General features: G+C 73.7%; 17 protein-coding genes. 9 read left to right on the forward strand and 8 right to left on the reverse strand.

Annotated elements, in window-relative coordinates:
* Window positions 1-16 precede the first annotated feature (16 nt).
* On the forward strand, window positions 17-949 hold the full coding sequence (locus OG766_RS30115; protein ID WP_266386628.1) for a S66 peptidase family protein: 933 nt from the start codon (window positions 17-19) through the stop codon (window positions 947-949).
* A 204-nt stretch (window positions 950-1153) separates the two neighbouring features.
* Here OG766_RS30115 and OG766_RS30120 read toward each other — a convergent pair whose 3' ends face one another.
* On the reverse strand, window positions 1154-2242 hold the full coding sequence (locus OG766_RS30120; RefSeq protein ID WP_266386625.1) for an adenosine deaminase: 1089 nt from the start codon (window positions 2240-2242) through the stop codon (window positions 1154-1156).
* 126 nt (window positions 2243-2368) lie between these two features.
* A complete protein-coding gene (locus tag OG766_RS30125; protein ID WP_328726631.1) occupies window positions 2369-3118 on the reverse strand; it encodes a GntR family transcriptional regulator in 750 nt (249 codons plus the stop codon).
* A 281-nt stretch (window positions 3119-3399) separates the two neighbouring features.
* Here OG766_RS30125 and OG766_RS30130 point away from each other — a divergent pair, with 281 nt between their 5' ends.
* The 4 genes from OG766_RS30130 (at window position 3400) to OG766_RS30145 (ending at window position 7239) form a co-directional block, all read left to right on the forward strand.
* On the forward strand, window positions 3400-4869 hold the full coding sequence (locus OG766_RS30130) for an MFS transporter (protein WP_328726632.1): 1470 nt from the start codon (window positions 3400-3402) through the stop codon (window positions 4867-4869).
* Window positions 4870-5042: 173 nt separating this feature from the next.
* The gene (locus OG766_RS30135) at window positions 5043-5327 is read left to right on the forward strand and encodes a DUF1049 domain-containing protein (RefSeq protein WP_266386618.1); all 285 of its coding nucleotides are present in this window, start codon (window positions 5043-5045) and stop codon (window positions 5325-5327) included.
* Window positions 5328-5346: 19 nt separating this feature from the next.
* On the forward strand, window positions 5347-5928 hold the full coding sequence (locus tag OG766_RS30140; RefSeq protein ID WP_328726633.1) for a GNAT family N-acetyltransferase: 582 nt from the start codon (window positions 5347-5349) through the stop codon (window positions 5926-5928).
* A gap of 207 nt (window positions 5929-6135) precedes the next feature.
* On the forward strand, window positions 6136-7239 hold the full coding sequence (locus OG766_RS30145; RefSeq protein ID WP_266386613.1) for an endonuclease/exonuclease/phosphatase family protein: 1104 nt from the start codon (window positions 6136-6138) through the stop codon (window positions 7237-7239).
* A gap of 90 nt (window positions 7240-7329) precedes the next feature.
* Here the strand turns inward: OG766_RS30145 and OG766_RS30150 are convergent, their stop codons facing one another.
* Entirely contained in the window at window positions 7330-7893 is a 564-nt protein-coding gene (locus OG766_RS30150) for a DUF4232 domain-containing protein (protein WP_328726635.1), read from the reverse strand.
* Between the two features lie 433 nt (window positions 7894-8326).
* Here OG766_RS30150 and OG766_RS30155 point away from each other — a divergent pair, with 433 nt between their 5' ends.
* Entirely contained in the window at window positions 8327-10306 is a 1980-nt protein-coding gene (locus OG766_RS30155) for a DUF5107 domain-containing protein (protein WP_328726636.1), read from the forward strand.
* 102 nt (window positions 10307-10408) lie between these two features.
* Here OG766_RS30155 and OG766_RS30160 read toward each other — a convergent pair whose 3' ends face one another.
* The 3 genes from OG766_RS30160 to OG766_RS30170 all read right to left on the reverse strand — a co-directional run bounded on the left by OG766_RS30160 (window position 10409) and on the right by OG766_RS30170 (window position 13450).
* Window positions 10409-10768 (reverse strand): VOC family protein, encoded by a 360-nt coding sequence (locus tag OG766_RS30160; protein WP_328726638.1) that lies wholly within the window; start codon window positions 10766-10768, stop codon window positions 10409-10411.
* 127 nt (window positions 10769-10895) lie between these two features.
* Complete coding sequence (locus OG766_RS30165; RefSeq protein WP_328726639.1) at window positions 10896-11708, reverse strand: class I SAM-dependent methyltransferase; 813 nt, start codon at window positions 11706-11708, stop codon at window positions 10896-10898.
* A 98-nt stretch (window positions 11709-11806) separates the two neighbouring features.
* The gene (locus OG766_RS30170) at window positions 11807-13450 is read right to left on the reverse strand and encodes a bifunctional phosphatase PAP2/diacylglycerol kinase family protein (protein WP_328726640.1); all 1644 of its coding nucleotides are present in this window, start codon (window positions 13448-13450) and stop codon (window positions 11807-11809) included.
* A 157-nt stretch (window positions 13451-13607) separates the two neighbouring features.
* Between OG766_RS30170 and OG766_RS30175 the strand changes: the two genes are divergently transcribed.
* From OG766_RS30175 to OG766_RS30185, 3 genes are all read left to right on the forward strand, one after another.
* Window positions 13608-14180: a TIGR03086 family metal-binding protein gene (locus OG766_RS30175; RefSeq protein WP_328726641.1), complete on the forward strand. Its 573-nt coding sequence runs from the start codon at window positions 13608-13610 to the stop codon at window positions 14178-14180.
* A 222-nt stretch (window positions 14181-14402) separates the two neighbouring features.
* A complete protein-coding gene (locus tag OG766_RS30180; protein WP_328726643.1) occupies window positions 14403-15620 on the forward strand; it encodes an aminotransferase class I/II-fold pyridoxal phosphate-dependent enzyme in 1218 nt (405 codons plus the stop codon).
* Window positions 15621-15732: 112 nt separating this feature from the next.
* Window positions 15733-16965 (forward strand): MBL fold metallo-hydrolase, encoded by a 1233-nt coding sequence (locus OG766_RS30185; RefSeq protein WP_328726644.1) that lies wholly within the window; start codon window positions 15733-15735, stop codon window positions 16963-16965.
* Here OG766_RS30185 and OG766_RS30190 read toward each other — a convergent pair.
* Window positions 16942-17607 carry a DedA family protein gene (locus OG766_RS30190; protein WP_266386588.1) on the reverse strand — a complete coding sequence of 222 codons (666 nt, stop codon included), beginning with the start codon at window positions 17605-17607 and terminating at the stop codon, window positions 16942-16944. The two genes, OG766_RS30185 and OG766_RS30190, sit on opposite strands and share 24 nt — an antisense overlap.
* Window positions 17604-18377, reverse strand: coding sequence for an MBL fold metallo-hydrolase (locus OG766_RS30195; protein ID WP_266386585.1), 774 nt, complete (start codon window positions 18375-18377; stop codon window positions 17604-17606). Before OG766_RS30195 ends, OG766_RS30190 begins: the two co-directional genes overlap by 4 nt.
* Window positions 18378-18422: the final 45 nt, after the last annotated feature.

Consider the following 18422-nt stretch of genomic DNA (forward strand, 5'->3'; position numbering starts at 1 on the left):
ACCAGGAGCCCGCGCAGTGACCCTCACGCCCCTGACCCGGCCCCCGCGTCTCGTCCCGGGCGACAGGATCGCCGTCGTCTCGCCGAGCGGTCCCGTTCCGGCCGAGCGGCTCGAAGCGGGGCTGGACATTCTGCGCGGCTGGGACCTGGAGCCGGTCGTCATGCCCCATGTCCTGGACGAGCATCCCCGGCTCGGCTACCTCGCGGGAGCGGACGAGGCCCGCGCCCGGGACCTGGAGCAGGCGTACGTCGATCCGTCCGTCTCCGCCGTGATGTGCGCCCGCGGCGGCTACGGCGCCCAGCGCATGGTGGACCTCGTCGACTGGGCGGCGATACGGGCGGCGGGCCCGAAGGCGTTCATCGGATACAGCGATGTGACCGCGCTCCATGAGGCGTTCGCGGTCCGCGCCGGGATGTCGACGCTGCACGGCGCCATGACCGCGGCGATGACGTTCCTCAAGGACGCCCCCACGCAGGAGTCGCTGCGCGCCACGCTGTTCGAGCCCGAGTCGGTCATGACCCTCGGCCTGGAGACCGCCCGCGGGCTGGTGCCGGGGCGGGCCAGGGGCATCACGCTGGGCGGCTGTGTCAGCCTGCTCGCCGCCGAGCTCGGCACCCCGCACGCCCGGCCCTCGGCACGCGGCGGGCTGCTGCTGATCGAGGACGTGGGGGAGGAGCCGTACCGACTGGACCGGATCCTCACCCAGCTGCTGCGCTCGGGATGGCTGGACGGGGTGGCCGGCCTGGCCCTCGGCTCCTGGGCGGACTGCGGCCCGTACGAGAACGTCCGGACGCTGTTCCAGGACCGGCTCGCAGGGCTCGGGGTGCCGGTCGTCGAGGAGGTCGGCTTCGGGCACGGCCCCACGACGCTGACCATGCCCCTCGGGGTTCCGGCGGTGCTGGACGCCGGGACGGGAACGCTGACGCTGGACGCTCCGGCGCTGACCTGACGCCCGGTCACGGCCGGGGCGCGTCCTGCCGGGTGCTGTTCCGCCGGGACCGGAGCGCCTGCCGGGGTTCCGCCCGGATCCCGCCCGGGGTTCCGCCCGGATCCCGCCCCGGTCCCGGCGGAACAGCCCGTGCCTGCGTCCGATGCCTCAGTCCGCGCCTGCGTCCGGTGCCTGCGTTCCTCACCTCCGTCCGGTGCCGGCGGATCAGCCGATCGCCGCATACCCCGGGCGGATCACCTCGTCGATGAGGCGCCGACGCTCCGGCAGCGGCAGGAACGCCGACTCGACGGCCGCGACCGTGAACTTCTCGAAGACCTCGGGCCCGTAGCCGAACGCGTCCGCCATGTGCTGGAACTCGCGGCTCATGGTCGTGCCGGAGACCAGACGGTTGTCGGTGTTGAGCGTGACCCGGAAGCCGAGGCGGTGCAGCAGGTCGATCGGGTGCGTCGCGTAGTCCTTCGCCGCACCGGTCTGGAGGTTGGAGGTCGGGCAGACCTCCAGCGCGATCCGGTTGTCGCGGACGTACGCGGCGAGGTGGCCCAGCGTGGCCGTGCCGTCGTCGTGGACCCGGATGTCGTCGGTGATACGGACACCGTGCCCGATCCGCTCGGCCCCGCAGATCTGGACGGCCTCATGGATGGACTCGGCGCCGACGGCCTCGCCCGCGTGGATCGTGAAGTGGCAGTTGTGCCGCTTGAGGTGCTGGAAGGCGGGGAGGTGGTTGGCCGGCGGATTGCCGATCTCGCCGCCGGCGATGTCGAAGCCGGCGACCCCGCGGTCCCGGTGGGCCACGGTCAGCTCGGCTATCTCCAGCGAGCGCCGTGTGTGCCGCATGCCCGTGAGCAGCGCGCGCACGGTGATACGGCCACCCGCCCGGCGCTCGCCCTCGCGGAAGCCCTCGTTGACGGCGTCCACGACCTCGTCGAGGCCGAGTCCGCGCTCCTGGTGCTGCTCCGGCGCATAGCGCACCTCGGCGTACACGACCCCGTCGGCCGCCAGGTCCTCGGCGCACTCCGCGGCGATCCGGAAGAGGGACTCGCGGGTCTGCATCACCGCGCAGGTGTGGGCGAAGGTCTCCAGATAGCGCTCCAGCGATCCGGAGTCCGCGGCGTCGCGGAACCAGGCGGCGAGCGCGGCGGGATCCTCGGTGGGCAGGGCGTCGTAGCCGCACTCCCGGGCCAGCTCGACGATCGTGGCGGGGCGCAGACCGCCGTCCAGATGGTCGTGGAGCACGGCCTTGGGGGCGCGGCGGATCCAGTCGGCGACGGCGGCAGAGTTGTCAGACAAGTGCATGCAGCGGGAGTGTACGCCACCGTGCTGCCCGACGCGTCAGAGCCCGGGCCTCCGCGCCCGGCACCCCGCGGCGCGGGGTGTGCGCGGCGGCCCCTGCGGGCGGCGGCGCCGCTGGCCGGGCACGCCCTAGTTCGACTGGAGCACCGGCAGGGCGGGAGCGCCCGTCGGCAGCATGTGCTTGGCGGCCAGGACGGGAACGTCCTCGGCCCGTACGACCTGGGTGACCAGCACGGCGGGGGTGTCGGCCGGGCGGTTCAGCTGGGCCCCGCGCCGCTGGCCGAGCACGGTCGCCGTCACGCCCGAATGGGCGGTCAGCGGCACGCCCCGGGACGCGCCGGCCAGCACCGCCAGCATCGACGTCCGGTCGTCGGTGACCGTACCGCGCAGGGCCTGCGCGAAGGCCGGATGGACCCGGTCCAGCACGTCGTCGGGCGCCGCCCACTCCTGGCTGAGCGCCGCCGCGGCGCCCTCGCCCGACAGCAGGGACTCCCAGAACCGAAGCTCCGCCCGGGCCGGGGCGAGCAGATGCTGGGTGGTGAAGTCGGTCGGCTCCTCGACGGCCCGCAGCAGCGCCCGCACCCGCAGCGGCGCCCCCGCGGAGAGCTGTTCCTCCAGCGGCAGGATGTGCTCGAAGCCGCGGCGCGGCGGGCGGTCGTTGACGGTCCTGCCGACCCCGCGGCGGACCGTCAGCAGCCCGTCCTCCTGGAGCAGCAGCAGGGCCTCCCGCAGGGCCGGCCGGCTGACGCCCAGCTCGGAGGCGAGGCGCGGCTCGGACGGCAGGGTGGAGCCGGGCGGATAGGTGCCGTCGTGGATGGCGTCCGCGATCCGCTCGTACAGGACGACGACCGGCCTGCGCTGCTGTCCGCCGACTGCCACGAACCCTCCTCGGCTCACTTGTCAGGCTGGCCGTTCCGCGGTCACCGGCCGTGTGGACGGGCCGCCTGGCGCGCCTGACGGTTCATTTTCCCGCTCACCGTAATTCACATCCGGAAGGCCTTAACGTTCTACGCACGTAGATCTCAGGCTGTTCGAGCAGCACTTGTCAGACAAGGTGGGCGAGGCCCGGCCCCTGGCGGGCTGCCGCGCTGTCGACGACCACATCGGTGGATTCGAGACCGACATCCAAGGCAACAAGGCAACAAGGCAAAGGGGCCGACATGTCATCCACGCCCGGCCGGACGCGTTCCGGGGCCGACTCCGACCTGGCGGGCCGCGGCGGCATGCTGACGGCCATGGTGCTGGCCGTACTCGGCTACCAGATCAACGCCACGATGCTGAGCCCCGCGCTGCCCGACGTCATCGAGCGCCTCGGCACCACGACGGCCGCCGCGGGTCTCTCCCAGACGCTGTTCTTCCTGATGGCGGCGATCGGCCAGGTCACCCTGGCCCGCCTCAGCGACCGACGCGGCCGCAAGCCGATGATGATCCTCTGCGCGATCGTGCTGATCGTCGGAGACCTGCTGTGCGTCCTCGCCCCGAACATCGAGGTCTTCATCGCGGGCCGGATCCTCCAGGGCGTCTCCGCCGCCATGTTCACGCTGGCCTTCCTCTCCCTGAACCAGCTGCTCAGCCCCGCCGGCTTCGGCAAGGCCGCGGGCATCATCACCGCCGTCAACGGCGGCCTCGCGGGCGTCGACGCCATCGCCGGCGGCCAGATCGCGGACACGATCGGCTTCCGGGGCATCTTCGTCTGCTCGGCGCTGATCGCCGTCGCCGGCCTGATCGGCGTCCGCAGGTACGTCCCCGACGTACCGCCCACCACCACCGAGGGCCGGTTCGACTCGCGCGGCATCGCCGCGCTCTCCCTCGGCCTCACCGGCGTCCTCGTCGGTCTCGCCCAGGGCGCCGCCTGGGGCTGGGCCTCGCCGCTGACCCTCGGCTTCCTGCTCGGCGGCGTCGCCGCCCTCGCCTTCTTCGTCGTCTCGCAGAAGTCCGCCACCGACCCGGTCATCGACATCGAGGTCCTCGCCTCGCGCCGCGCCTGGCCGCTGCTGATCACCACGATCTGCACCCTCGGCGGAGCCTTCGGCGCGATCGCCCTGACCATCCCGCTGTTCGCCCAGGACACCGAGGTCGGCCTCGGGCTCTCGGCCGTCACCGCCGCCGTGCTCTTCCTGACCCCCATCCAGCTCATCGGCGTGATCTCCGCCCCGCTGACCGGACGTCTCGGCCCGAAGTTCGGCTGGCGCACGATCGTCGTCACCGGCGCCGTCGCCAACTTCGTGATCTTCGTCTTCGCCACGCTCTTCCTGCACAACGAGTGGATCCTGGTCGCCACGCTGGCCGCGCTCGGCGTGACGTACGGCGGCTTCATGCTCACCGGCCTCAACGGACTGGCCGTCACCACCGCGCCCAAGGACAAGCCCGGCTCCCTCTCCGGGCTCAACGGTGCCTGCTTCGGCATCGGGGCCTCGCTCGGCATCGCCCTCGCCTCCGCGATGATCACGGCGGGCAGCGACGCGCACGGCGTCACCGGGGCCGGCTACCGGAACGCCATGTTCGTCGCGCTCGCGCTGCTGGCGGTCGGCGTGGTCACCGCGCTGCTGATCCAGCGCCCGGACCCGGCGGAGCGAGCCGGGTCCGGAAAGGGCGAGGACGAGCCGCGGCTGGTGCTCAGCCACCACTGAGACCGGGCCTGACACGCCGCCGCGCGAGCCGCCGCCGCAGCCAGCCGGTGGTGCCGCGCTCGGAGGCGGTGGCGCCGCCGCACGGCCCCGTCCCCGCACGGGGCGCCGTACGAGTCACCCGTACGGACCCCTCCGCAGGCCTCATGGGACCAGGAGCCGTCCATCCTGGTCCCATGAGCCGCAAGGACACGTCGACCGGTGCGAGGAACAGGACTAAGGGCGCAGGGAAGCGCGCCGTCCGGAGCCCGGAGGGCTTGCGCGGCCGACTCACACCGGCCAGGATCGCCGGCCTGGTGATCGTGGTCCTGACCCTGGTCTTCATCTTCGAGAACACCCGGCAGGTGAGGATCAGGCTGCTGATCCCCGAGGTCACGATGCCGCTGTATCTGGCCCTGCCGGCCACCTGGGTCCTCGGCGGTCTCTGCGGCGGATACCTCTTCCGCCGCCGTACCGGATGACGGGGACTAGCCTGACGCCATGACCGACAGACCCGGTCCGCATCCCCGCCCCGACGGCGCCTCCGGCGGACTCGTGGCCGAAGGCCCGCGGACCGTCATACGCCCGTTCCGCCTCGACGACGCGGCCGAGTTCACCGCGCTGGCCCGCGAGAGCGGCCGGCTGCACCGGCCGTGGCTGTTCCCGCCCCAGACGGCTGCCGCGTACACCGTCTACGCCCGCAGGCTCATCGAGGACCCGACGAAGGCCGGCTTCCTGGTGTGCGAGCGTGCGGACGGCCGCATCGCCGGTTTCATCAACATCAACAACATCGTCGAGGGCGCCTTCCTCAGCGGGGCCCTCGGCTACGGCGCCTTCGCGCACGCCGCGGGCCGCGGACTGATGAGCGAGGGCCTCGGCCTCGTCGTCCGCCAGGCCTTCGGCCCGCTCGGGCTGCACCGTCTCGAAGCCAACATCCAGCCCCGCAACGCGTCGTCCATCGCGCTCGTGCGCCGCCTGGGCTTCCGGCTGGAGGGATTCTCGCCCGACTTCCTCTTCATCGACGGCGCCTGGCGCGACCACGAGCGGTGGGCGATCACGGCGGAGATGGGGATCCGCGCTTGAAGAGCGTTCCCGTGGGGCATGCCCCTCGGACGTTGCCCGGCTGAATGAGGAGTGGCCGCTCTGCGTCCTCTCCGTGCCGATACGCAGCCAACTCGCCACGTTCCACCCGGGTTCACCCGTCGTACGCGGGGCGCCTCGATGCTTCGTCCGGGCCGGTGCCGAGAAGTGCCCGGGCAACAACTGTTCAGCGATTGACGGAGGTCATTGATGGTCAAGCGGCGTGAGCTGCTCGGGATGGTGGGCGCGACGGTCGGAGCCTCAGTGCTGGGGGTGGGCACGGCCGAGGCCGGGCCTCAGGTCGCGGAGGGCAGGCACCGCCCCTCGCACCGGACGCTCAAGGTCATGCAGTTCAACATCTGGCTCGGCGGCAGCCAGGTCCCCGGTGGTCGGGCCGGTATCGCCGACACCATCGCCGCGGTCCAGCCGGACGTGGTCATGCTCAGCGAGTCGACTCCGGAGCGGGTCGCCAACACGCTGGCCGATCTCGCCGAGCGCGGCCTGACCTTCTACGACAACGCGAACCCGAGCGATCCCGGCGTGATATCGCGCTACCCGATCATCGAGCACAAGTCCTTCCCGTACTGGTCGAAGGCGGTCATCGCGGTCGACGGCACCGAGGTCGCGGCCTACTCCGGGCATCTCGAGTACCGCTACTACGCCAACTACCTCCCGCGCGGCTACGGCGGCGGCACGCCGGCACCCCTGGAGACGTCCGAGTACGGCTGGGACGAGATCCCGACCGGCCCGATCACCGACGTCGACCTGATCGAGCGGCTCAACGAGGCGTCCGGGCGTACCGCGGTGACGAAGACGGTGCTGGCGGACGCCGCGATGGAGCGCCGCCGGGGACGGCTCACCGTGCTGGCCGGGGACTTCAACGAGCCGTCGCACCGGGACTGGACGCGCCGGACCCGGAACCTGTTCGACCACAACGGCACGGTTGTCGAGTGGTCGACGACCAAGGCGATCGAGGACGCCGGTTTCCGCGACAGCTACCGCGAGGTGTACCCCGACCCCGTTCGCTCGCCGGGCTTCACCTGGCCGAGCGACAACCCGGGTGTCGAGCCCGGGCAGCTCACCTGGGCTCCGAAGGCGGACGAGCGGGACCGGATCGACTTCATCTTCTACCACCCGGACCGGCGGATCCGTCTTCTCGACAGCGTCGTCGTCGGCCCGTCCACCACGATCGTCCGCAACGAGCGGGTGGAGGAGACCGGCCGGGAGAAGTTCTGGGAGCCGAGCTGGACCTGGCCCACCGATCACAAGGCCGTGCTCAGCACCTTCCGGGTGTCCACCCACCGCCCTCACTGACCGGTTGCCGTCCGTGACCGGTCGCCGACCGTCGGGGGTCGTCGGGGACCGGTACGGCCGGACCGGCCGGACCGGCCGGACCGGCCGGGCTCAGTTGTGGACGGGGCCCACGAAGTTGCCGGGACGCGTGGCCGATTCCTGTTCGGTGACCGGTCCCCAGCGCCAACGCAGGTTCTTCGACGCCGTGTTGTTGGGCGGGGTGACGATCGCGGTGACCGGCTCGATGACACCGTCGTCGCCCGACTGTGCCGCCAGGAACGTGAGGGTGAACCGGGCGGCCTTCCCTGGTTCGAGCGTCACGGCCGTGTGCGTGGCCGACCTCTGGTCGGTGAGGGTCTCCGTCGTCGCTCCCTGAGCGAGTGTCACCTTCGGGAAGCCGTCCAGCATGCACGAGAAGCGTTCGAGATTCCGCAGCGTGACGACGGCGGTCTGCTGGGTACCGGGATCTCTGCCGCCGGACACGGCCGTGCCGCCGGGGGCCCACGACAGCGCCAGATCCGAGGTCAGACACGGCGGGGGCGGCGCCGCTGCCGCGGGCGTGGCCATGACCACCGGGGCGGTGACAGCCGCTGCGGCCAGGACGCGTCCGGCATGCGTACGGATGCGGCTACGGTCGGTGGGCTTGCCCTTGCGGGCGCGTTTCGGCCATGACATGCGGTACCTCCGTCGTGGGTGGCTGGGGCGTCCGGACCCGCGATGCGCTGCTCTGGAAGATCACGAGCGCCGACGAGCACAGACCACTTCACCCTAAACCACCCATTTGGGTGATGCATCCCGAATCCGGGTCTCGGCCGGCCTTCCGCCCCCGTCCACCCTCATCCACCCGGTCCACCCCGGTCGTCCACCGCCGGCCCACCGCCGTTTCCCGACCTCGACCCCGGCCTCGACCCGGACGGCAGCGCGGGAGCGCCGCTCGCCGATCCGGTCGTCGCGGCCTTCCGTCGCGGTCTTTGCCGAAGACTGACCCGGAGAACCCCTGGTCAGCGCGGCGCTCACCGTGTTCCATGGTCAACGGGGCCGCCGGCCACAGGAGTTGCCGGGCCGGCGTGCGGCCCCGTGTGAGCGACGCGAACGAAGCGAGGTTGCCTTGGCCACGACCGTGCGACGTGCCGTACTGACCCTGCCCGCGGCCCCGTTGGGCCCGGAGAATCCGCTGCCCGCCCTGCGTCCCCTCGACGAAGTCCACACGCTCGACGACCGCGCCAGGGCGGGACTGCCGCGCGACATGGTGCGGCAGATCGGGTACGAGCCGCTGCGCACCGTCCTGCCGACCCGCCTGCGGGACGGATACGGGCGGGAGCGCGGACCGGCGGACCTCGACACGATCGTGATCGAGAACGACCGGCTCCGGGTCACCGTCCTGCCCGGGCTCGGCGGCCGTGTCCACTCGCTGCACCACAAGCCCACGGGCCGGGAACTCGTCTACCGCAACCCCGTCCTCCAGCCCGCCGACTTCGCCCTCAACGGCGCCTGGTTCTCCGGCGGCATCGAGTGGAACACCGGAGCCACCGGCCACACCACCCTCTCCTGCGCGCCGCTGCACGCCGCCGTGGTCCCGGCTCCCGACGGCGGCGACATGGTCAGGCTCTGGGAGTGGGAGCGGCTGCGCGACCTGCCGTTCCAGGTGGACCTCTGGCTGCCCGACGGCTCCGACTTCCTCTACGTGGGCGTGCGGATCCGCAATCCCCATGAGCGGTCCGCGCCGGTCTACTGGTGGTCCAACACCGCCATACCGGAGGGACAGGGGACCCGGGTCCTCGCGCCGGCCGAGGGGGCCTGGCACTTCGGCTACGAACGCACGCTGAGGCAGACGGCGCTGCCGGAGCACGACGGGGCGGACCGTACGTACCCGCTGCGCAGCGAGTACCCCGCCGACTACTTCTACGACGTTCCCGGCGACGCCCGTAAGTGGATCGCCTCGCTCGACGCGGACGGCCGCGGGCTCGTCCAGACCTCGACCGACCGGTTGCGCGGCCGCAAGCTCTTCCTCTGGGGCGCGGGGTCCGGCGGACGGAACTGGCAGCGATGGCTGACCGAGCCGGGCACACCCGGCTACGCCGAGATCCAGTCCGGGCTCGCCCGCACCCAGCTGGAGCACGTACGGCTCGACGCCGGGCAGGAGTTCAGCTGGCTGGAGGCGTACGGTCCGCTCGCCGCCGACCCGGCGGCCGTGCACGGCGACGACTGGGCCGCGGCCCGCGCCGAGACGGCCGCGCGTCTCGAGGAGGCCCTGCCCCGCGCGGACGTCGACGCCGCCCACGCGGCGTGGCAGCGGTACGCCGACACCGAACCCGGCGAGACGCTGGCCACCGGCTCCGGCTGGGGCGCGCTCGAAGTGCTCCGCGCCGGCCACAAGCTGCCGGGAACCCCCTTCGACGCGTCCACCCTCGGCGAGGAGCAGGCGCCGTGGCTGGAGCTGCTGCAGACCGGCGTCCTGCCCGCGCCGCGCCGAGTCGCCCCGCCCGGCCCCACCCTCGTCGCCCCGCACTGGCGCGACATGCTGGAGACCGCACCCGCGGAACCCCACACCGAGTACCACCTCGGCGTCGCCCAATGGCACGCAGGCGACCACGCCCAGGCCGTACGGAGCTGGGAGCGCGGGCTCCGGCTCGCGCCCTCACGCTGGCCGCTGCTGCGCTGCCTCGCCCTCGCCGACCGTGAGGGCGGCCATCCGGAGCGTGCGGCCGAGTTGTACGCCGAGGCCTTCGACGATCTGTGCGCGGAGCGTCGCGACGACGGCGAGGCCTGGACCGCGGCGACGGCGGCGCTGGCCCGCGAGACGCTCGAGAGCCTCCTCGGCACGGGCCGTGCCGCGGCCGCCCGCGCGGTCCAGGACCGGCTGTGGCCCGCACTCCGCGACCGTGGCCGGTTCCGGCTGCTGGAGGCCAGGCTGCTCCTCGCGGAGGGCGACCGCGCCGCCGCACGGGCCGTCTTCGACGACGGCTTCGAGGTGGCGGACCTCGGGGAGGGGGCCGAGATCCTCGGCGACATCTGGGCAGAGCTGACCGACGAACCGCTGCCCGCCCGCTACGACTTCAGGATGCGGCCGCTCCGCTCGCCCGAGTGAGCGGCCGCCCGGGGAGCCCGGAGCGCGGGGGCGGGCAGGGCGAGCGGCGGTGGGGCCCGGAGCGCGGGGGTGGGGCACGGCGGGCGGTCGGCGCGGACCGCCTCACTGCTCGGGCCCGGCCTTCCGGTCGACGTACTCGAACACCGACCCGTCCGGGTGGACCGCGATGAGATTGCGGCCCACCGGGGTCGGCACCGGGCCCGCCAGCACAGTGGCGCCCACCGCGGTGAGCGTCGAGTGTGCCGCGTCCACGTCCTCGACCGCGATGGTCGCCGTCACCTTGCGCAGGATCTCCAGCTCCGACTCGGGGCCGCTCATCAGGAGGAAGCATCCCACCGCCGCGACCGACACCCCGCCGCGCTCGAAGCGGAGCGGGGGCGTGCCCGTGAGGCGTTCGTAGAAGCCGGCCGCGGCCTCCAGGTCGTCGACGCAGATACGCAGCGTGGTTCCGAGGATCTCCATACGGGCGAGGGTAGTTGGCGTCGAAAGACCACGAGATCGATTCCCGCCGCGGGCTCACCGGAACCGGCGGAGCTGCCCGCGTGCCCCGCGGAGCTGCCCGCGTGCCGGACCCGGCGGAGCCGCCTGTCTACCGCACCCGGCACAGCAGTTCGCCGTGCGGCACCATGAACCAGCCGTCGTCCTGGCGGCCCCACTCGTGCCAGCCCGCGGCGATGTCCGCCAGGTGCCCCGGCTGTGCGTGCCCGCCCTCGACGGCCAGCGCCGCATAGGCCGACGCCGTCGTACGGTCCGCCCACAGCCCGCTCCACCACTCGCGTTCGCGCGGCGTGACGAAGCACCAGGCGGAGGCGGTCGCCGTCACCTCCGTGAACCCCGCGCGCCGGGCCCAGGAGTACAGCCTGCGGCCGGCGTCCGGTTCACCGCCGTTCGCCCGTGCCACCCGACGGTACAGCGCCAGCCAGTCGTCCAGGACCGGGACTTCGGGGTACCAGGCGAAGGCGCCGTAGTCGCTGTCGCGGACGGCGACGATCCCGCCGGGCCGGCACACCCGGCGCATCTCGCGCAGCGCGAGCACCGGGTCGCCGACGTGCTGCAGGACCTGGTGGGCGTGCACGACGTCGAAGGAGTCGTCGGGAAAGTCCAGTGCGTGGACATCGGCGACCGCGAAGCGGACGTTGAGGAGCGCCCGTGCGGCCACCACCTCGCGTGCCCGGTCCAGCACATCCGCGGCGGCGTCGACCGCGGTCACCGTGCCGGGCGCGACCAGGGCCGCCAGATCGGCCGTGATCGTGCCGGGACCGCAGCCGACGTCCAGCACCTCGTCCCCGGGCCGCAGTTCGGGAACGAGATACGCGGCCGAGTTGGCGGCCGTGCGCCAGCGGTGCGAGCGCAGCACCGACTCGTGGTGCCCGTGGGTGTAGACAGCGGTCTCCTTCGGCATGGCCGTGGCCCCTCTCTCCTGCTCTCTCCCGACGCGGTACGGCCACGGTACGCCGGACTCCCGGATACTGAGACCTGCGTCTCGGCATGCGGGCAGCGTCAGAACGACGTCGCTGGGGCCGACGGGCGGTACACGATGAGCGCCTCGGGCACCTTCTCCACCGTCAGTTCCTGCGGAGCCTCGGCCACTTCGCCGTCGAACGCGAGCGGTGTGCCCGACGGCAGACCCGCGATCCGCAGCCGCCGCAGCCGCACCGCCGCATGGACGGGGGAGCGGCTCAGCGGACCGGCGAGCGCCGCCGCCAGCAGCCGCAGCCCGGGGCCCCGCCCGCCGTGCACCACCCGTACGTCGAGCAGACCGTCCGCGAGGTCGTAGCGGCGGCCGGGCGTCGGGCCGACCCGCTGATACGCGCCGTTCCCGGCGAACAGCAGCCAGAGGGGCCGCCTGCGCCCGTCGAACTCGGCCTCCAGGGGATGCCGTCCGCGCAGGGTCCGCAGCGCGGCCAGCACCCCGGCCGGCCAGCTGCCGATCCGGGGCGACCACCGCTCACGCACCTGCACCATCTCCGGATACACGCCCAGCGAGAAGGTGTTGATGAAGTGGCCTTCGGGCGCGCCGTCCGGTCCGGGTGTGAACCGGCCCAGGTCGACCCGTACCGCGTCACCCGAGGCCAGGGCCCGGCAGGTGTCGTGGACGGTCTCGATGCCCAGATCGTGCGCGAAGTGGTTGAGCGTGCCGCCGGGGAACACGGCGAGCGGCAGCCCGTGCCGGGCGGCGAAGGTCGCGGCCCGGTTGACCGTGCCGTCGCCGCCGAGGATGCCGAGCGCCCGGCAGCCGCTCGCCGCCGCTTCCTCCAGCGCGTCGTCGAGATCCTCCGGCGCACACTCGACCACCCGGGCCAGCGGCAGAGCGTCCCGCACCAGCTCCGTCGGGTCGTCCCCGCCGGTGAGAGCCGTGCCCGCAAGGCCGCCGAGCGCACCGGAACCGTTCGCGCCGGACGAGCGGTTCGCGACGACCACGAGGTCCTTGCCGCCGGGCAGCTGCGGCGCCGGGGCGTGCGGCCGGCCGGGCGGCGGGAGCTGGTCGCGTGTCGGCACCAGACCACGCACGGCGAACGCCGCGCCCACACCGAGTGCCGCGCCCACCAGGACATCGCTCGGATAGTGCACTCCGGTGTACACACGGGACAGCGCGACCGCGGCCGCGACGGGCGCGACCACCGCGCCCCACGCCTTCGACTCCATCGCCACACCCGTGGCGAACGCCGCCGCCGAGGCGGAGTGCCCGGAGGGGAAGGACGTGGTGAACGGCTGCTGTTTCAGCTGCCTGACCAGCGGTACGGCATCGAGGACGGGCCGCGCCCTGCGCACCGACCGCTTGGCCACCGTGTTGATGGTCGCCGAGGCCAGCGCCAGCGACGCCACGCCCCGTACCGCGGCCCTGCGCGCCCGGGCGCCACGCCCGAGGAACGCCATCCCGGCCGCTGTGCCGAACCAGAGAAGCCCGTGGTCGGCGCCCCGGCTGAGCCTCGGCAGCACAGGATCGGCGCCCGGCCAGTGGCGGGTCGCCACCACATCGAAGGCATGGCGGTCCCATCCGGCGAGCACCGAGGCGACACGGCGGGCGAGCGCCGAGCGCGCGACGGGCCGCGGTCCCGGATGCGGCACGAGACGCGCGGCGGGATGCGCGGCGGGATAGGAGGCGGGGTGGTGCGGTGCGTGTTCACGAGGGAGGTCCGGCATGGAACGCGGGTACCCCGGGCGCCCGCACCCCAAGCGGCTCCTCGTGAAGTTCCCACCCTCAGGCGGCGGGCCCTGCGCACGCTCGTGCCCGCGCCGCCCGCCCGCCCGCCGGTGCGCGCGCTCGCGAGGGCCGCGGCGCCGGAGCACAGTGGAGCGTATGGACAATCGCCTGCTGGACCGGCACGCCGAGGCGCTCGCCCTCTTCACCGACCGGGTGCACGCCGTCCGGCCGGAGCAGTGGGACGCGCCGACACCCTGTGCCGAGTGGTCCGTACGGGACCTCGTCAACCACGTGGCCTCCGAGCAGTTCTGGGTGCCGCCCCTGGTCGGCGAGGGCCGGACCATCGCCGACGTCGGCGACGCCTTCGACGGCGACGTCCTCGGCGAGCATCCCGCCGTCACCTGGGACCGGGCCGCCTCCGCCGCCAAGGCCGCCTTCCGCGAACCGGGCGCGCTCGACCGCACGGTGACGCTGTCGTACGGCGAGAGCACGGTCGCCGCCTACTGCTCCCAGATGGTGGCGGACCTGGCCGTGCACGCCTGGGATCTGTCCAGGGGCATCGGCGCGGACGAGACGCTCCCCGACGAACTCGTCGGCTTCACCGTACGAGAGGTCTCCCCGTACGCGACGGAGCTCGTCGGCAGCGGACTGTTCGGTCCCGCCGTGCAGCCGCCGGCCGGGGCGGACGCGCAGACGAAGCTGCTCTGTCTGCTGGGCCGCCGTCCCTGACGCAGTCCTCGACGCGGCCACCTTCGCCCCGGTGGTGCGTCATCCGCTGCCCGTGGAGTGAGCGTTGGGGCCGGGGACCCGTGGCTGCGACCGCCGTGGGGACCCGCGGCTGCGGCAACGGCCGAACGGCCCGTCCGGAGCGGCGGTACGGCCCGAACCTCCGTATAAAGGGCACGTGGGCCGGGCAGGGATTCCCGGGCCGTGAGTACGGGAGGTGGGCGCATGCGGCGGACGGATCCGGAAGGCCGCGGCCCGGTCCGTTACGGCCCGCCCGCGCCGGACCCCGGCCTGCCCGTGCTGCCCGAACTCGCCGAGGTGCTCGCGGCCGCCGCCGGACGTACCTCGCCCGAGCCGCCCGGTGGCGGGCCGGTGCTGCGCGAGGCCGCCGCCGGCTACTGGTGGCGGCGCGGACTGCGCAGCCGCCCCGACGACATCGCGGCAGCCCCCGGTGCCCAGCCGCTGCTGCTCGCCCTGCTCGCCGCACACGGTGGCGACGTCCTCATGCCGCGGCCCTGCCCGGCCTGGTGGACACCGCAGGCCAGGGTCCTCGGCCGGCCCACCTACCACGTGCCCACCGCCGCCGAGAGCGGCGGCGTACCCGATCCGTACGCGCTGCTGGAGACCGTGCGCAGAATCCGGGCGGAGGGCGGCGCCCCGCACGTCGTCCTGATGTCCGTCGCCGACGACCCCACCGCCACCGTCGCCCCGCCCGAACTGGTCCGCGAGGCCTGCGAGGCCGCGGTCGACGAAGGACTGCACATCATCAGCGACGAGACCTGGCGGGACACGGTGCACGAGCCGCACGCACACGTGCTGCTCAGCCCCGCCGAGATGTGCCCCGACGACGTGACCGTCCTCAGCGACCTGTCCGGAGCGCTCGTACCGGCCGCATGGCCGGTCGCCGTGGCCCGGTTCCCGGCGACCGGGCACGCCATCGACCGGCGGGCCCGGGTCCTCGACATCCTCACCGCGCTCGGCGGATTCGTCGCCGGACCGGTCGCGGCCGCCGCCGCGCACGCCCTCGGCGAACCCGGCCCGGTCACCGCCAGGTCCGCGCACGCCAACGCGCTCCATGCCCGGGTCGCGACCGCGGTCCACCACGAGGTCCTCACCGCCGGCGCGCTGGCCCGCCTCCCTCAGGCCGGCCGCCATCTGTACGCCGACCTCGGTCCGCTGCGTGCCCGGCTCGCCGGGCGCGGAGTTACCGACTCGATGGAGCTGGAGGACTACCTCAGCGGCCGCCTGCGCACCCCGGTCCCCGGCGGCCACCGCTTCGGCGACGAACTGGGTGCCCTGCGCGTACGCCTCGACACCGGCCCGTTCCTCGGCGCGAGCCCCGAGGAACGCCTCGAAGCCCTCGCGGCCGAGGCGCCCCTGGAACTGCCCCATGTCGCCGGGGCGTTGGCCTTCTTCCGCTCGGCGTTCCAGGAACTCCGATGACGTCCGACGACCTCCGATGACCTCGGTCCCCCTCCACGTCCCCATCCCCATCCCCATCCCGACCCGGAAACCGCGCCCCGCGAGCCCCCCACCGCGCTGAACGGAGCCGCAGATGACGGAACAGACGGAGCAGCCCCCGCGCCCTTCCCCGACGGCGCCGACCACGTGCACCACGGGCACCGCGCGGGCCCTCGGCCGCACCACCCCGGACCACGTCCCGCACACGACCGACACGACCGACACGACCGACACGCCACCCTCCACCGCCCACACGCCTCCGGCGCCCCCGGCACGCGAGCTACGCGAGGCACGCGAGGCGCAGACCGCGTCTTCGGGGACCGCACGGAGGCCCGCGGCGCCGACCGGGTTGCGGCCGCTCGGGCTCAGCCGGCGCTGGCCGCGGTCGTTCGCCGACCGGCTCACCGCGCCGCTGCCCGGGGTACGGGCCATGGCCAGGCTGGCCAGGGAAGGGGCGCTGCGGCCCCCGGCCGCCGGGCTCAAGGACATTCCCCGGCTGCCCTTCTCGCCCGGGCCGCTTCCCGACGCCGAACCGGGCACGGTCGCCGTCACCTGGGCCGGGCACGCCAGCTGGGTGATCGGGATCGGGGAGCTGACGGTGCTGACCGACCCCGTCTGGTCCCGCCGGATCCTCGGTACGCCCGCACGGCTCACCCCGGTCGGCGTCCGCTGGGAGGACCTGCCGCCCGTCGACGCCGTCGTCATCAGCCACAACCACTACGACCACCTCGACGCCCCCACCATCGCGCGGCTGCCCAGGCGCACCCCGCTGTTCGTGCCCGCGGGCCTCGGCGGCTGGTTCCGGCGCCGGCGCTTCACCCGGGTGACCGAACTCGACTGGTGGGAGACGGCGGAGCTGCCCGCGGGGAGCGGGGTGGGCTCGGTCCGGTTCGAGTTCGTCCCCGCGCACCACTGGTCCAAACGCACGCTGACCGACACCTGCCGCTCGCTCTGGGGCGGCTGGATCCTCACCGACCAGCGCGGCCGGCAGGTCTACTTCGCGGGCGACACCGGATACGGCCACTGGTTCAAGGAGATCGGCCGCCGTCACCCGGAGATCGACCTGGCGCTGCTGCCGATCGGCGCCTACGCGCCGCGCTGGTGGCTCAGCTCCGTGCACACCGATCCGGAGGAGGCCCTGCAGGCCTTCGAGGACCTCGGCGCGCGGAACATGGCCCCGATGCACTGGGCGACGTTCGTGCTCTCCGCGGAGCCGGTGATGGAGCCGATCCGGCGGCTGCTGACCGCGTGGGCGCAGACCGGCAGGCCGCGCCAGGAGCTGTGGGACCTTCCGGTCGGCGGATCACGCGTGCTGACCGCCGGATGAGCTGTTCCCGCGGTTCCCGCGACGCCCGCGATGTCCGCGGAGCCTGTGCCACAGCGCGGGCACCACGCTGAGCAGCAGCGTCAGCCCCACCGCCGCCAGCACGCCCTGCCACGGCTCGGCGAACAGGGAGCCGCCGAGGATCCCGATCAGCCCGTACGTGGCCGCCCACGTCAGGCACGCGGGCGCATCGCCCCGCGCGAACCGGGCCATCGGCATCCGCGCCAGCAGACAGGCGAGCATCACCGGAATCCGCCCCGCCGGCACCAGCCGGGACAGGACGAGCACGGCCACGCCGTGCTCGTCGAGCCGCTGCTGAGCCTGCGCCAGCCGGTCCGGCGCCGCACGCTGCCTCAGCGCCTCCAGCCACGTCGAACCGTTCTTCGACCCGACGCCGCGCCTGCCCAGCCAGTACAGCGTGATGTCCCCGAGGAACGCCGCGGACGCGGCGACCAGGAACACGAAGACCATGGAGAACGGCGCGGTCTGATGGAGCGCCACCACCGCAGCCGAGCTGACCACCGCCCCCGTCGGCACCACGGGCACCAGCGCACCCAGCGCCACCAGCAGGAACAGCGACGGATAGCCGACGGCCTGCTGTGTGGACTCCGGCGGCAACTGCCCCACCACGTCCTGGAGGGTCACCTCGCGACCTCCGGCCGGACGCTCTCGCCGTGCCCCAGCCGGTGCACCGCCACCCGCGGCGCGAGGAGCGCCGCCTTCCGTACGAACTCGTCCCCCGGCGAATGGAACTCGTGCGGCCGGATCGCGTCCATCCCGATCGGCCAGTACGTGCCGTAGTGCACGGGCACCGCCGACCGGGGCGCCAGCGCCGCGAGGGCCCGCGCCGCGCGGTCCGGGTTCAGATGGCCGTGCCCCAGGAACGGGCCCCAGCCGCCGACCGGCAGCAGCGCCACGTCCACCGGGCCGACCGCGTCCGCCATACCGTCGAACAGGCCGGTGTCTCCGGCGAAGTAGGTGCGCGCGGTGCCCCGGATGACATAGCCGAGCGCCGGAGAGCGGTGCGGCCCCACCGGCAGCCGCCGTCCGTCGTGCGCCGCGGGCACGGCCCGTACGCGCAGGTCCTCCACCGCGACCTCGTCGCCCGGGCCCACCTCGATGACCCGCAGCCCGCCCAGCCTGCGCAGCCCCGGGACCGCCCGCCGGGCGCCGCGCGGCACGATCAGCCGGGTGCCGGGGGCGAGCCGGGCCAGCGACGGCAGATGCAGATGGTCGCAGTGCAGGTGCGAGACGACCACGACCTGGGCGTCCGCGGCCTCGGGCGGCGGCAGTTCACCGCGCCGCCGGCGCAGATGCGCCAGCCTGCCCGCGAACAGCGGGTCGGTCAGCACCCGCACCCCGGAGTCCTCGACCGTACAGGTGGCGTGACCCCACCAGGTGACCTCCACCGCCACGCACCGCCTCCACGTCGTCGCCTGCGTACGAGCGTAGGCGCTCGC

The sequence above is a fragment of the Streptomyces sp. NBC_00259 genome (assembly GCF_036181745.1).
Lineage (GTDB): Bacteria > Actinomycetota > Actinomycetes > Streptomycetales > Streptomycetaceae > Streptomyces > Streptomyces pratisoli.